The following is a 13,406-nucleotide window of genomic DNA, read 5'->3' on the forward strand; positions in this document are numbered from 1 at the left end:
TATCCCTTTCTAGATTAGACAATACTTCCTTTATCTATAGAATCGGCTGCAGATTGGTTTTTTTTATAGAAATTCACGTTATTTTTCCCCTGTCGTTTTCCTTCGTACAGCGCTTGATCCGCCTGTTTTAACAGCTCTTGAAACGATTCTCCGTTTTCTGGATAATAAGCGGCTCCAATGGTCGATGTAGCTGTAAAGATGCAGGATTCAATACTCCATTCTTTTTGAAGCTCTCCGTGAATTCGTGCCATGATTTGCTGTATTTCCTCGCACCTTTCAATCTGCCGAAGCAAGATAACAAATTCATCGCCTCCAAGGCGATATACTTCGTCACATGCGCGAATGCAAGACGTTAAACGATGTGCGTACTGAATTAAAAATGCATCGCCAATATCATGGCCAAATTGATCGTTCACTTCTTTAAAATTATCGCAGTCTAAAAACAGCAGGCCAAACCTTTCTTTTTGCTCAATCGCAGCCTGTACTTGTTTTTGCAGCATCATTCGATTCGGCACCCCCGTTAAACTGTCATGAAATGCCTTAAACTTCAGCTGATTTTCCAGCTTTTTTTGCGCAGTAATATCGGTTTGAATCAGCACGTAGCTTGAGATGCGATGATGAATATCGGTCAGCGGAACAATCGTCTTATGGCTCCACACGACGACGCCTTCTTTTGTTATGCTTTTGACTTGCCCTCTCCAAACCTTTCCTTGTCCAATACTTTCAAGAATCCGAGGGTCATAGCTTACATCAAACAGTTCATATGATTGTCCAATTAGCTCTTCTTTTTCATAGCCGAATATCGTACAGAACATATCGTTTACATACATAATCGTTCCATGCGGATCCAGGACGCTTACGATAGCAGACTCATCAAGGGCATACTTCATGTTTGCTAAATCTTTCACCGTGTTTTCCAACTTTATTTCAGCTGTCTTTTCCTGTGTAATGTCCTGAGCAATCAAGTAAATACCAATCCATTCATTTTCCACTATGATGGGCACGTTTGTAACATATAAATAAATCTTTCCTTTTTCTTTGTGCCACGCTTGGATTTCTTTGCTGTAGCTTTGGTCGTATATGATGTGATGAAAAGGCAAAGCACGGGCGTCAATCTTCAGTTTTTCTAGAAGCTGCCTGTAAGAACTGTTGATGATCTCCTGCGCATCGTAGCCGAACATTTGCTCACAGGCAGGATTTGCTTGAACAATTTTACCGCTTAAATCCATCATGCATATAGCGTTTTCATGGTTCATAAAAAGCGATTTATACTGCTCCATGCTTTGGGCTAATTCTTTTTTTAACTTCTGGATATTTTTACTCATCACTAATAGGTGCGTACTATTGTCGGCATCATCAAAAATTGGAGTAAGCGTTGTTTCAAACGCTTCAGCTTCATCTAAGAAGGTATTTATGTCATGGTAGGTAACTGGCTTTTTTGTTTCCATTGCTTTCATATAGTAAGGGTAAAGGGAGCGATACGTTCGCTCAGGGAGTACGCTTCCTAGCCGCATGCCCGCTTCTCCTTGGCACCGTATAAGCTTAGCAGCCGCTTTATTCATTTTTTTATAATAAAGATGTTGGTTCTTTACTTCCGCTAAAAAAACCAGCTCATTCATTTGATCAAAATAAAATTCAAACATATGATCTTTCAACATGGTAGGATGGATCTCCTTCGTTTTTTCACAGATGAACGCCCCCTGTACTTTACACTTCTGTATGAAATATACACTAGATCTTTTCACACACAAACACAACTTTAAATGTACAAACAGTAGTTCTTTTGTATCATTACCTACCCTCCTTCACAAGAAGGGTAAACATGGTGAACAAAAATAAAAGAGATTGAGGCATACCTACATCCATCCAATCTAAAAACGAACAAATGGGATAAAGCAGCTAGTATAAATCACTTGTTCCAACGCTGTTAATTTTTTTGCTGGCGGCCGATGAGCCTTGCCCTCTATTCAGCACTTAGAAGTCCCTGCATATATGAAACCTACCTTCATCAAAACAATAAAAAATCCGAACGCGTTTGATTCTCTATCAAGAATCAAACGCGTTCGGATCTTCCTTCAACTAAACTGCTTTTATTCTAGCCTCTTTTTTAAACTACTTAATTCCGTAATATTCTTCAAGCGTAATGCCTTTACTCTTAATCGCCTGCGCCACTGGTTTGCCTACATATCGCAAATGCCACGGTTCATATTTATAGCCGGTCACCGCATCTTTTCCTTTTGGATAACGAATAATAAATCCGTATTCTGCTGCGTGGGCATCGAGCCAAGTTGCTTCTTTAGTTCCGCCAAAGCAGTCTTGAGCAGCACATGTACCGTCTCCTTTTGTTACATCAATTCCAAGACCCGTTTCGTGTTCACTCGTGCCTGGCAATGCGCTATAAGTTGCCGCTTTATCATAACCGTCTCTTTGAACATACGAACTAAAAAGCGCGCTTTGCGTTGCATGTGAACGGTAAGCTGATACGCCAAGAAGCGTAACGCCTTGTTTTTTCGCACCTGCAAATAACTGTGCAATAGCAGCGGCTGCTTCACTGCGCATTTTTTTCTTTTCCGTTTGTTCTTTGAATGTAAATGGAATCGTTGTATATACTAAATCTTTCGGAACGTAGTTTTCCGGAAGCTTGTTTTGTTTATTCACAACAACTTGTATGCTTTCAGGGTTCGAAACCACTTTCATACCAGCTAATGCTCGTACGTATTGACCGCTTACATAGCCAACCTTACCTTGATACGTAATTTTCAGCCAGCCGTTTGCTGCTTTAGCCGTTACGTCTAGCTGTGTGCCGGCTTTAAGTGTTGCGATAACCGCACCAGAAGTTGAAGCAGTTGTTCGAACATTTAAATTCGCCGTTGCCACATAGACAGAAGCCTCCGGAGCTGGAGCCGGTTCAGAAGAACCCGTTGATTCTTTTACGTACTGCGTGCTCACGTAACCCGTTTTGCCTTGATAGCTTACTTTTAGCCAGCCGTTCGCTGCTTGTGCTGTCGACGTTAGCTGCGTGCCTTGTTTGACCGTTACAACAATCGCGCTTGACGTTGAGGGAGCGCTTCGAATATTTAAATTTGCTGTTGTTACATAGGTTTTGGTCGTTGAACTCGCTGACTTTTTAACATACTCACTGCTTACGTAACCCGTTTTGCCTTGATAGTTTACTTTCAGCCAGCCGCTTGCTGCTTGTCCAACTACCGTTAGCTGCGTGCCTTGTTTGACCGTTGCAATAATCGCGTTGGACGTCGATGGGCCGCTTCGAATATTTAAATTCGCCGTTGTTGTATATGTTTCCGCCGCTGCGCTTGCTACAGTTGGCTCACCCGTAAAATGTGAAGAATGAAGACCTAGAGTTCCTGCCCCTACAAGTGTAAAAGCAAGACCTGTTACCGCTAATTTTTTGTAAAATCTTTGTTTGTTCACTTCTGTCATTTTTTATACCTCATTTGCAAAATATAATAGAAATATATGCTGCTAGTTTAATAGGTTAAGTGAAAACAGGATCCGATGTTTAAGTTCAACCTTAACTAAACAACATTAAGTAAATTTATTCGACGTCTAGAGGCTTATCATTACTTCGTTCCAGCTAGCACGTACTTTTAGAATACCGGATAATCGTATCAAAAGTATATCAAAATATTTCAAACTTGTTTCCAAACTGATACATTTTCAACAAAAATAGAATAATAGAGCAGAAACAGCAAAAAAACCCTTACGTTTACGCCCAACTGCTTAGGGTAAAAAACAACTAAAAACAAAGATTGAGATGGTGATAAAATGGACACGGCAACGGATTTTTCCTCAACTGCGTTTCGAGAACCTCACACATTAAAACAGCATATTTTTGATACGCTTCATTTCTACTACCCTGCTTGTATTGACAAGAAAAACGGCGGGTATATCCATGAATACTACGACGACGGCACCGTCAACAACACGCATTCAAAGCATTTGGTAAGTACGGCGCGCTTTATTTATATCTTTAGTGTAGGGGCTCTTTTAGACGGACCGAATTGGTGCAAAGAAGCAGCTCAGCACGGCATTCGTTTTCTACAAAACAACCATTATGATAGAGAGCACGGCGGATATTTTTTTGAAATAGCCGATGCCGGAGAAGTAAAAGATGATTCTAAACAAGCATATGGGCACGCTTTTGCTCTTTTAGCTTCTTCCGTCGCATATCAAGCCGGCATTTCAGAAGCAAAAGAAACAATTGAACAAGTATATGACGTGATGGAAAAGTACTTTTGGGAAGATGCGCACGGCTTTTACCGAGACGAATGGAACGCATCGTGGTCGGCTTCTTCTTTATATCGCGGCCAAAATGCAAATATGCACATGTGTGAAGCGATGCTTTCTGCCTTTGAAGCAACAAGAGATAAAAAATACTTAGACCGAGCGTACACGCTTGCAAAAGGCGTTACTCAGCAGCTTGCTGAACGATCCGGCGGCATGGTTTGGGAGCACTATGATACAGACTGGCAGCCGGATTGGGACTACAATAAAAACAATACAAAAGATGAATTTCGTCCGTACGGCTTTATACCAGGACATCAGTTTGAATGGAGCAAGCTGCTTTTATGGCTTGATCGGCACCGTTCGGAAAACTGGATGACAGAACGTGCAAAAGATTTGTTTGATAAGAGCTGGAACCGAGGCTGGGATGCTAAGTACGGAGGTCTTTACTTTGCGCTGTCTCCTCAAGAAGAGGTCATTGACCGGGATAAAAACTACTGGGTGATGGCCGAAGCCATTTCTGCGGCTTCACTGCTCGGGGTCAAAACCGGAGACAGCGGATATTGGAAAGCATACGACGCCCTGTTCTCCTACTGTCAGAAACACTTTATCGATCACACATATGGAGGCTGGTATCAGCTGTTAAATCAGCAAAACGAACGCTACAGCTCGAAAAAAAGCCCGGCCCCTAAAGCCGATTATCACCCTGTGGCAGCTTGCTATCAAACGCTGATAGCACTGAATTCTCTTTGAGAGAACGCTCATGAAGAAACCGTTTTCTTCCAAATGCGTTTATTTCTTTTATTTAAGGGAATTTACTTACTAACAATCATTGTTTACACATTTTAGAAAAAGCTCGACTATATATATGCAAGGAGTGAGGACGATGTATTTTTACGCGTTAGCACAAGGAACAGATTCTGGAGATCCAGTAACACTGCACCATGAGAAGCAATTTTCGAAAAAAGAATTTTTAGAAATGTTTAATGAAGCATTAGATGAGTTGGATACGCATCCATCTCCAAGCGCTGTCGGTGAATACCTTTGCCGTGCGTACGGATTTCAAGAAATTGAAATTGAGACGGGTGTTGTATGCTACTGCGCTCCTTTTAGAAAGCTAGACGACTCGGATATTATAGAAGACCGTACGTACATGGACGCCACGACCGGAACACTAAAATACAACTAATCAAAAAGAAAGGTTGGATGCGTGTGAAGACCGTACAGAACATTTATCGAACGAGTGAAGCTGTACCAGAATCGGGCGCTTACATTTGTGCGGAAGGTGAAATTAAACTCTTTCAAAAAGATGATCTTTTTACACCTTGCCCACACACACGTGAATCAACGACGTGGAAGCCTGTAGATGACGCCTTTTCAACTGGGGAATTGGTTCCGCAAACCGGTCGCTATACCGACGAAAACGGCAATCAAGTAAAGCTAAAAGAAAACGATTTATTTCCAAGATGCCTTCGTTCAGGTGAGCCTACGACGTGGAGGCGAGGATAACAAACAACAAAGAGGCTGAGACAAAAATATTTTAGCCCAAGTGAAAAACGAACCATTAATCAACATGTTTGATGAGTGGTTCGTTTTTTGTGATGGTGAATATAGTTTGATCTATTTTGTTCCTTCTAGCAGTTGATTGGAGGGCAAGGCGAAGACTCCTGCGGGAAAAGCGGAACAGATGAGACCCCGCAGGAGCACAAGCGACGAGGAGGCTCAGCGGCCGCCCGCGGAAAGCGAAGCCTTGCACGGAAATCAACTGCGGTGTCATAAGCAGGCCAGCTCATATATCTCATTTGTTCGCCTTTAGGTTGGATTCATTTAGTTATGTCTCAACCTCTTTTATTAAAGCTTATTTAAAAAATGAGTTCTTTTTTCTTCCTTTTAACAGATCGCCCGTCCACCCTTTCATTCGTAAATAGAGATAAATGGCAACGGTCGAAAGAACAATTAAAATGAGCGCATAGATATAGCCAAACTTCAAATCAAGCTCCGGCATCCCTTTAAAGTTCATTCCCCAAAGAGCTCCAAAAGCCGTTAAAGGCGTACTGATTGCTGTCAGCAGCGTTAAAGCTTTCATAATCTCATTTCCTCGATGAGTAGACACAACTTCTTCTAATTTAATTAACGCGTCAAATTCTTTTTGATATTGTTCAATCAGCGTTAAGCCAATTTCAATTTTTTTACACATCCGCTGATATTCGACCGTTTGGTTAATTTTTTTATGAAACGCTTCTTCTATTCCCATGGTGACTTCTCGAACAGAACTGATTAAATTTGTCCATATAAGCAGGTCATAGCGCGCTTTGTGAATTTCATCTAACACGTCGATGTTATTATTATGGCGCACTTCCCACAGAAGCTCTCTGAAATGACTTTCAAACTGATCAAACCCATTTAAGTGTTTTTTCATAATTTCGCCTAAAAGAATAAAAAAACTTTCCGCCGTGTTAGCAGACTGCTTCATGCGTTCAATCATTCGTTCATGATTGGTGTTCTCGAGGATTTTCAAATCGATTCCTGCCGTTATAATAAACTCCTCGGTAATATAAAAATGAAACGAATCGTAATTTTTTTGATCAAACGACTCCTTATGATAAATCAGTGAACCATAAATGAGCTCACTTTCTCCTATTACATCTACTTGAATATGATTAGAATTTTTCTTTTGAAGCTGCTGACAAAACCATTCATCTCTTGGATACTGATATTCTTTGATTATATCAGCTATTCCGTCTGCTTCTTCTAAATCAAACTGATACCATTTCCACTGATCGTTCGTCACGGTATTCATACTTTCCCTCTTTCCCCTTTTATTAGAATTTTTCCCTATATACAATCATTTAAAACCTAACACGCAAAATAAACATACATTTCATATCCATCTTTATAAAAAAGGTGCTATAATAAATACGTTGCGCACCTGCGCGATGCTTTATCAGTTTGAGAGGAGAATAACAGTGAAGAAAGATATCGCTTTACGTTCTTATCTGCTAGAAAGTGCACCTAATATGACGGAAGAATGGTATGAATCTTTGGACAAAAAATCTTCTGAAGGCGTATATACCTCTAATGACCCTGACGTCATTCAACGCTTAAAAGCGCAAAACTATGAATTTCATTTATATATTAGCAACGTCTTTATAGAAGATGAAAAAAGCTTTTTTGAATCTTTTAACACGTGGCTAAATAAAGTTGCTAAAGACCAACAGCATCTCAGAACCCCCATTCAAAGTATTATTAAAGAATTTATGAACGTCCGCAAACAATACTGTGAGTATATTCGCCGGTTTGCAGAACTTCATGATGACATCACTCAGCAGCACCTCGATGTATGGAATGAAAAAGTAATAAGGGTATTTGATATTATTATTTTGAAATTCATCACAGAAGCGCAGGAATATGCCTCAAACCGCCTCCGCTCTCAGCAGGAAATGATTCATGAATTAAGTTCACCTGTTATTGTGATTAAAAAAGACGTTGCTCTTTTACCGTTAGTCGGCGATATTGATACGGCAAGAGCCAAAATGATCCTAGAAAGCACGTTAAAACAGTGTGCAGAGAAGCAAATCGCTCATTTGTATATTGATTTGTCAGGAGTTGTGATGATCGATACAATGGTCGCGCATGAGCTGTTTCAGCTGATAAATGCGCTTGATTTAATCGGTGTTAAATCGATTTTATCGGGCATTCGTCCTGAATTAGCCACTACTGCGATGCAGCTTGGTTTAAGTTTTGAGCATATACGAATTAAATCGAATCTTGCTCAGGCATTAGAAGATGATTCAAAAATTGTAATTGCTTCTAGCACTCATTAATATAGGGATACAAACAAAAAAACAGCCCGAGAAGGCTGTTTTTTATTTTCTATGATGAATGTTTTCAGAACCTGATTCATCTTTCGTTTTCGTTTTATTTTTCTCTTCTTTTTGTTCAAGTCTTATATCTTCCAACGGCATAGGATCGACCGTTTCTTCTTCTTTGAAACGTTCAAATAACGTTTCGTCTTGATCTGTTACACGCTGTTCCGTTTCATCTCTTTTTTTTGGTGTATTTGAAATAGATCTTTTCTGGCGTTCTCCCATCTTTTCTCCTCCTTTACTATAGGTGAAGCAATTATGTGTTCATGAAATCTCCGCCGTTGACATGAAGCGTTTGACCCGTCATATAAGATGAATCATTTGAAGCTAGCAGTACATAGCAGCCTACGTGCTCCACAGGATGCCCAGGTCTGCCCATCGGTGTGTCTGTACCGAACTCTCCTACTTTATCACCTGAGAAAGTAGACGGGATAAGCGGTGTCCAGATTGGGCCCGGCGCTACAGCGTTAACGCGAATGCCATCTTTGACAAGCGCTTGCGCCATACTGCGCGTAAAGCCGTTGATTGCACCTTTTGTCGCCGTATAATCGATCAGCTGAGGATTTCCGCGGTAAGGATTAATTGACGTTGTATTAATGATCGCACTGCCTTTTCCTAAGTAATCAAGCGCTTTTTTCGTAAAATAAAAGTAGGAATAAAAGTTCGTTTTGAACGTTCGTTCAAGCTGTTCACTCGTAATTTCTTTAATGCTTTCCTTTGGATGCTGCTCTCCTGCATTATTCACAAGGATATCAAGCTTTCCAAGCTCACTCACCGTTTTTTCTACCGCTTCGTTACAGAATGATTCGTCTCCTACGTCTCCTGCAATCAGCAAGCATCTTACACCTTCTTCTTCAATGCGGGCTTTTGTTTCCTCGGCGTCGCTATGTTCGTTTAAGTAAACGATAGCTACGTCCGCTCCTTCTTTCGCATAAGCAATGGATACAGCTCGTCCAATTCCGCTGTCTCCCCCGGTAACCAGCGCTACTTTTCCTTTTAATTTTCCTGTACCAATGTAATTGTCATCCTCATAAATAGGGAGAGGATTCATCTCACTTTCGATACCCGGCTGGCGGTCTTGCGTTTGCTCGGGCTGACCTTGTGTTTGTTGATCTTGTAAATTCATTTTAATCTCCTCCTATTTTTGATGGAACTTTTTAGTATAGTCTAGGTTTAGCCTTCTGTTTTGAAGTTCAAACATCTTTTTTTAAAAATTTATGATGTTTCTACTCTCTTTTACTATCTGAGAAAATTCATAGAAAACAAGTTTAAAGTTGGAAACAAAGGCTACATGATGAGTAGAAGATGTATTTCAGAAATATCTTTTATCAGGAGGTTTGGTTTGTGTATGAAACACATTCAAGTAGCAGAAAACCAAGAGGAGGCAGTCTGCGTCATCCGTTCTTTTTTAAAGAAAGGATTTACAAGCAGAGATATTTATCTGCTGGCCTACGATAAAGAATGGGCTCAGAATTTAACGGAGGCAACACATACAAAAAAGTACAGAATGGCAGAGCAAGGTATGTTTGAAACGGCGGTAAATAAACTTCTTTCAAGAGAAGATGAGCTTCTTTCAAAGATGGCTTCGCTCGGCTTATCCAATCAAGAAGCAAACCGGTATAAAGAAGAAATGAAACAAGGGCATATCGTGGTTATTGGCGCACAGAGTCAATCCATTCCCTACTAAAACAGCGGAAACGTTTTTTATTAGCTTATAAGGGTATTTAGTAAAATAAACCATTGTCTATCAAGAAAGGAAGTTATAACGATGTTAAATTATTTGGGAATTCAGATAGGCTCTCTTTACTTTCCTACTAGTATTTTGCTTATCACGTTTCTTGTATTAATCGGCTTTTTTATTTATTTCCTCTCTAGAAGAAGAAAAAACCGCCATGAATCACGTGAGCAATCACGAGGAAAATAAAAGAGAATGCCAATTTAAAAGCCCTTCATGCAAAAGGGCTCTCTGTACTATAAAACAGGCAGACACTTTTCATAGCGAGGGTTTACATAAAAAGGAGGACGAGGTTCTAAAAGCGGCAGATCCATTATTAATACCGCTTCAATTTTGACGTATAAAGGCTATGAACAGTTAATTGACTATACGGCAACTAAAGGAGCCATTGTTGGCTTTACTCGTGCGCTTTCCAATAGCGTGATTAAAGACGGCATTCGCGTAAACGCCGTAGCGCCGGGACGCATTTGGACACCGCTCATTCCAGCAAGCTTTTCAGCTGATCATGTAACGCAAGTGGACAATCCGATGGAGCGCCAAGGGCAGCCGTTTGAACTTGCTCCAACCTACGTGTACCTCGCAAGCGACGACTCACGGTTTGTCACGGGGCAGACGCTGCATGTAAACGGCGGAGAGTGGGTTTCTTCTTAAAAATCTCAATATAAAAAGCGTGAAGCCAAGCTCCACGCTTTTTCATTATTTACGGGATTCTTTTTGCAAAGGCGATTTTTCAATAGAACGCGTAAAGCGGTAAACATCAAGTTCTTGTCCTACCTCTGAAGGCAAATACCCAAACGTTGTGAAGCTGTCCACAGATTCCGGCTCAAGTGATAGAGACAATAAATTGTTTTGCGGCTGAGATGTTAAAAAGACGTAGCTTCCTTTTGGGAACGTCACCGTTTTTTTCTTCACGATTGTTTGCACGTCTACATTTGGTTTGTTTTCGTAGGCTTCATTTTCAATGCGGCTGCTAACACTATACGCTTCTACTGAAAGAACCGTTTCTTTCGTTAACTTGAAGCCCTTTACTCCTTGTCCCTGCAATTTCGCTGCTAACTCTTCATGTCCTGGCTTTAAAATATAAGCAGTCGGACGTTCGCGGACAAGCGTCGGCGTAGCTTTCTTTGCACTGTAGTACGTCACAGGAATGTCTTTAACAGACGCGCTTTCCACATCAACCATTTCTAACGTCGAGTTTGGTATTTTTTTATTTTCACTGTTCACAACAATTGGATCACGGTCATTTGCATTTTTTCCTTTTTTGACAAGCGCCGCTTTTTCTTTTGCAATCAGCGCTTTAATTTGTTTCGCATAAGCGGCTGTTTGCGTAATCAGCTTTTCTTGCGTAGCAATTTGGGCACTCACTCGCCGCGGAAAATCTTCTCGTCCAATACCGATCCCTCTGCTTTCGACTAAAAATGAAAACGATGGATACAAGCCTAGTGAATTTCGTCCGATCCGCGGTTCAACTGAGCCTTCTTCCACTTCAAGCTGCCCTTGTTTGTTCACTTGAGACGTATAGTATACTTCTCCTGAATATCCTTGCTTTTCAATGGCTGTAAGCGTGCTGTTCACAAACAGCTCATCAGACACGTCTCGAATGTTCTGCGGAATATTTAAGTTTCGACCGGACTGCAGTAAAATATCGTGATACTTCCACACGCCTTCTTTACCGATATTTTTAAGCCCGCTGCTGTAAGGCGTATATTCATGAGCGTCGATGACAACTTCTGGTGAAAAACGGTTAAATTCAGCTCGTACGCTCTGCACTTCCGGGCTTTCAAGCTTTATGTAGTCGCGGTTTCCATCTAAATTATTTGCTAGCTGACGCTTGAATGCATAAGATCCGTCTGGATTAATGCGCGGCACAATGACGATGTTCACTTTATTTAGCACATCTTTTCCAAAGTCTTCTGTCAAACGCGTCGCAACGGCGAGTACGGATTCACCGCTTGCCGGTTCATTACCATGAATCTGACTTTGAAGCCAAATCGTTGGTTTTTTGGATATTTTTCCATCCGCAAATTTCTTTTCCTTTGAAAAATACAGAGCCGGAATGTCTCGTCCTTGCTGTGATTTACCGATAATCTTCAGCTTTACGTACGGACTTTTATGAGCAAGCTTTTGAACATAGCTCATCATTTCTTCTTGAGTCGTAAAGGCGTCTTGTCCTTTCAGAAATGCCGGCGTGGCTTCATTCACCTTTATTTCCGGATAAAGCGCTTTAATTTTTTCCGGCTGGCTATAGTCTTTTCCGTAATAAGGCATCTCAGCTTGTACCGCAAGCGGCGACAGCAATAATCCAATCGACAAAAGAGCCGGCACGGCCGTTCGTTTTACTGTTTTTTTCATTCATTTACTCCTCCCCATCCCCTTGGTTAGACATTTTAAATTTTTAAAATATTTAAAATGTTACATAAATAATTATACCGTTTAAGTAAATAACTTCAAGATAAGGGAGCTGAACCTTTTTGACTATTTTAATGTAGGAGACGAGTGCGGTTTTATAACAAAGAGATTAGGACATAGCAAAACCAACTCAATATGAAGACGACCAATCAAGGTAAATGATCTAAACCGCTTTTCCCGCAGGATCCTTCCCCTTCAATCAACTGCTAGAAGGAATGAAACAAATGAAATCTCCGTTCGCCATAACAAAAAAATGTACCTCTAATCAAACATGTTGATCAATGGTTCATTTTTCATTTCAGCTAACATACGTTTGTTCCAGCCTCTTTTTTATGTATGAACTGCTATAAAACTCAGCATTTCCTCGAGCCCGTTTTGCGCTAGTCTAGCTGTTTCATAGTCCATGCAGCTATCTCTCCTATGTTCATTTCTTTACGGATTCTAGCGTTTCTAAATCATATCGGCCAATTTCTTTGTTATTTCTCGTAATGACGAGTGTTCCATGCCTCGCCACCTTTTGGAGTTTTTTTAATTCCTGATCGGACGGAGCCATAGGCATTTCTTTGTTTTTAACAGTCGCGCCCAGATCGTAGTGCACATCGACTTTTCCTTTTTTCATATAGTTAAACTCTTCAATTCCCATACCTGTACCGAACTGCTCATGCCCTTCATCAAATACATTAACACCTACTGTATTGATAGATGCTTTCTTTAAATCTTCATTCGGTATAATTTTAGCTTCTATTTCGTCTTTATCATTTTGATAGAATTTACGCTTGCCTTGCTGCTTCATTTTAAACTCGTAATACAGCGCTTTTGGTTTTACGTCCACCATTTTTCCTTTGCTATCTTGTATACCAATTCCTCCAATTAAAGCAGGGTCATCTGTTATCTTGACTTTCACTTTTTGAATGCTATAGCCGCTCTCTTCTTTACTAGCAGAGTTTGAGCACGCTACCAATGACATTGCCAAAAAAGCACTCAATGTGCCCACCATAAATTTCTTCACTTCACCACTCCTCAAGGATTAATATACCATAAAAGGAATTTAAATGGATGTTTATCAGTCGATTTTGTAAATAAGTACAGAGGCAGCAACCAACCTATTGACTTAAGTTTCCTCACCAGCTCTATAAAAACATAAAAAGCTC

The 13,406-nt window shown here is 40.5% G+C and carries 13 protein-coding genes and 1 pseudogene; 7 read left to right on the forward strand and 7 right to left on the reverse strand.

The features are described 5' to 3' along the window. Nucleotides 1–14: 14 nt before the first annotated feature. Nucleotides 15–1,658, reverse strand: coding sequence for a sensor domain-containing diguanylate cyclase (locus AC0KUU_RS20680; RefSeq protein ID WP_322552300.1), 1,644 nt, complete (start codon nucleotides 1,656–1,658; stop codon nucleotides 15–17). A gap of 454 nt (nucleotides 1,659–2,112) precedes the next feature. Next, the gene (locus tag AC0KUU_RS20685) at nucleotides 2,113–3,441 is read right to left on the reverse strand and encodes an SH3 domain-containing protein (protein ID WP_322552301.1); all 1,329 of its coding nucleotides are present in this window, start codon (nucleotides 3,439–3,441) and stop codon (nucleotides 2,113–2,115) included. A 345-nt stretch (nucleotides 3,442–3,786) separates the two neighbouring features. On the opposite strand from AC0KUU_RS20685, the gene AC0KUU_RS20690 reads away from it, so the two are divergent. The 4 genes from AC0KUU_RS20690 to AC0KUU_RS20705 all read left to right on the forward strand — a co-directional run bounded on the left by AC0KUU_RS20690 (nucleotide 3,787) and on the right by AC0KUU_RS20705 (nucleotide 6,024). Further along, nucleotides 3,787–4,998 carry an AGE family epimerase/isomerase gene (locus AC0KUU_RS20690; protein ID WP_322552302.1) on the forward strand — a complete coding sequence of 404 codons (1,212 nt, stop codon included), beginning with the start codon at nucleotides 3,787–3,789 and terminating at the stop codon, nucleotides 4,996–4,998. A 133-nt stretch (nucleotides 4,999–5,131) separates the two neighbouring features. Then, on the forward strand, nucleotides 5,132–5,434 hold the full coding sequence (locus tag AC0KUU_RS20695) for a hypothetical protein (RefSeq protein WP_028409496.1): 303 nt from the start codon (nucleotides 5,132–5,134) through the stop codon (nucleotides 5,432–5,434). A 17-nt stretch (nucleotides 5,435–5,451) separates the two neighbouring features. After that, complete coding sequence (locus AC0KUU_RS20700) at nucleotides 5,452–5,754, forward strand: hypothetical protein (protein WP_016764991.1); 303 nt, start codon at nucleotides 5,452–5,454, stop codon at nucleotides 5,752–5,754. 132 nt (nucleotides 5,755–5,886) lie between these two features. Continuing rightward, entirely contained in the window at nucleotides 5,887–6,024 is a 138-nt protein-coding gene (locus tag AC0KUU_RS20705; protein WP_342314824.1) for a hypothetical protein, read from the forward strand. A 79-nt stretch (nucleotides 6,025–6,103) separates the two neighbouring features. Here AC0KUU_RS20705 and AC0KUU_RS20710 read toward each other — a convergent pair whose 3' ends face one another. After that, complete coding sequence (locus AC0KUU_RS20710; RefSeq protein WP_025750842.1) at nucleotides 6,104–7,045, reverse strand: magnesium transporter CorA family protein; 942 nt, start codon at nucleotides 7,043–7,045, stop codon at nucleotides 6,104–6,106. Between the two features lie 166 nt (nucleotides 7,046–7,211). Here AC0KUU_RS20710 and AC0KUU_RS20715 point away from each other — a divergent pair, with 166 nt between their 5' ends. Further along, nucleotides 7,212–8,069: an STAS domain-containing protein gene (locus tag AC0KUU_RS20715; RefSeq protein WP_322552303.1), complete on the forward strand. Its 858-nt coding sequence runs from the start codon at nucleotides 7,212–7,214 to the stop codon at nucleotides 8,067–8,069. A 42-nt stretch (nucleotides 8,070–8,111) separates the two neighbouring features. Here the strand turns inward: AC0KUU_RS20715 and AC0KUU_RS20720 are convergent, their stop codons facing one another. Further along, nucleotides 8,112–8,336 (reverse strand): hypothetical protein, encoded by a 225-nt coding sequence (locus AC0KUU_RS20720; RefSeq protein ID WP_028409498.1) that lies wholly within the window; start codon nucleotides 8,334–8,336, stop codon nucleotides 8,112–8,114. Nucleotides 8,337–8,367: 31 nt separating this feature from the next. Continuing rightward, nucleotides 8,368–9,237 carry an SDR family oxidoreductase gene (locus AC0KUU_RS20725; protein ID WP_176343685.1) on the reverse strand — a complete coding sequence of 290 codons (870 nt, stop codon included), beginning with the start codon at nucleotides 9,235–9,237 and terminating at the stop codon, nucleotides 8,368–8,370. A gap of 222 nt (nucleotides 9,238–9,459) precedes the next feature. On the opposite strand from AC0KUU_RS20725, the gene AC0KUU_RS20730 reads away from it, so the two are divergent. Together AC0KUU_RS20730 and AC0KUU_RS20735 are read left to right on the forward strand one after the other, a co-directional pair. After that, nucleotides 9,460–9,798, forward strand: coding sequence for a YflT domain-containing protein (locus AC0KUU_RS20730; protein WP_322552304.1), 339 nt, complete (start codon nucleotides 9,460–9,462; stop codon nucleotides 9,796–9,798). Between the two features lie 345 nt (nucleotides 9,799–10,143). Continuing rightward, nucleotides 10,144–10,497, forward strand: a pseudogene (locus AC0KUU_RS20735) (SDR family oxidoreductase); the annotation flags it as partial. A 45-nt stretch (nucleotides 10,498–10,542) separates the two neighbouring features. Here AC0KUU_RS20735 and AC0KUU_RS20740 read toward each other — a convergent pair. Next, complete coding sequence (locus AC0KUU_RS20740; RefSeq protein WP_322552305.1) at nucleotides 10,543–12,198, reverse strand: M14 family metallopeptidase; 1,656 nt, start codon at nucleotides 12,196–12,198, stop codon at nucleotides 10,543–10,545. A 481-nt stretch (nucleotides 12,199–12,679) separates the two neighbouring features. Next, complete coding sequence (locus tag AC0KUU_RS20745; protein ID WP_322552306.1) at nucleotides 12,680–13,264, reverse strand: hypothetical protein; 585 nt, start codon at nucleotides 13,262–13,264, stop codon at nucleotides 12,680–12,682. Nucleotides 13,265–13,406 lie beyond the last annotated feature (142 nt).

This window comes from Priestia sp. ST2, assembly GCF_055810735.1.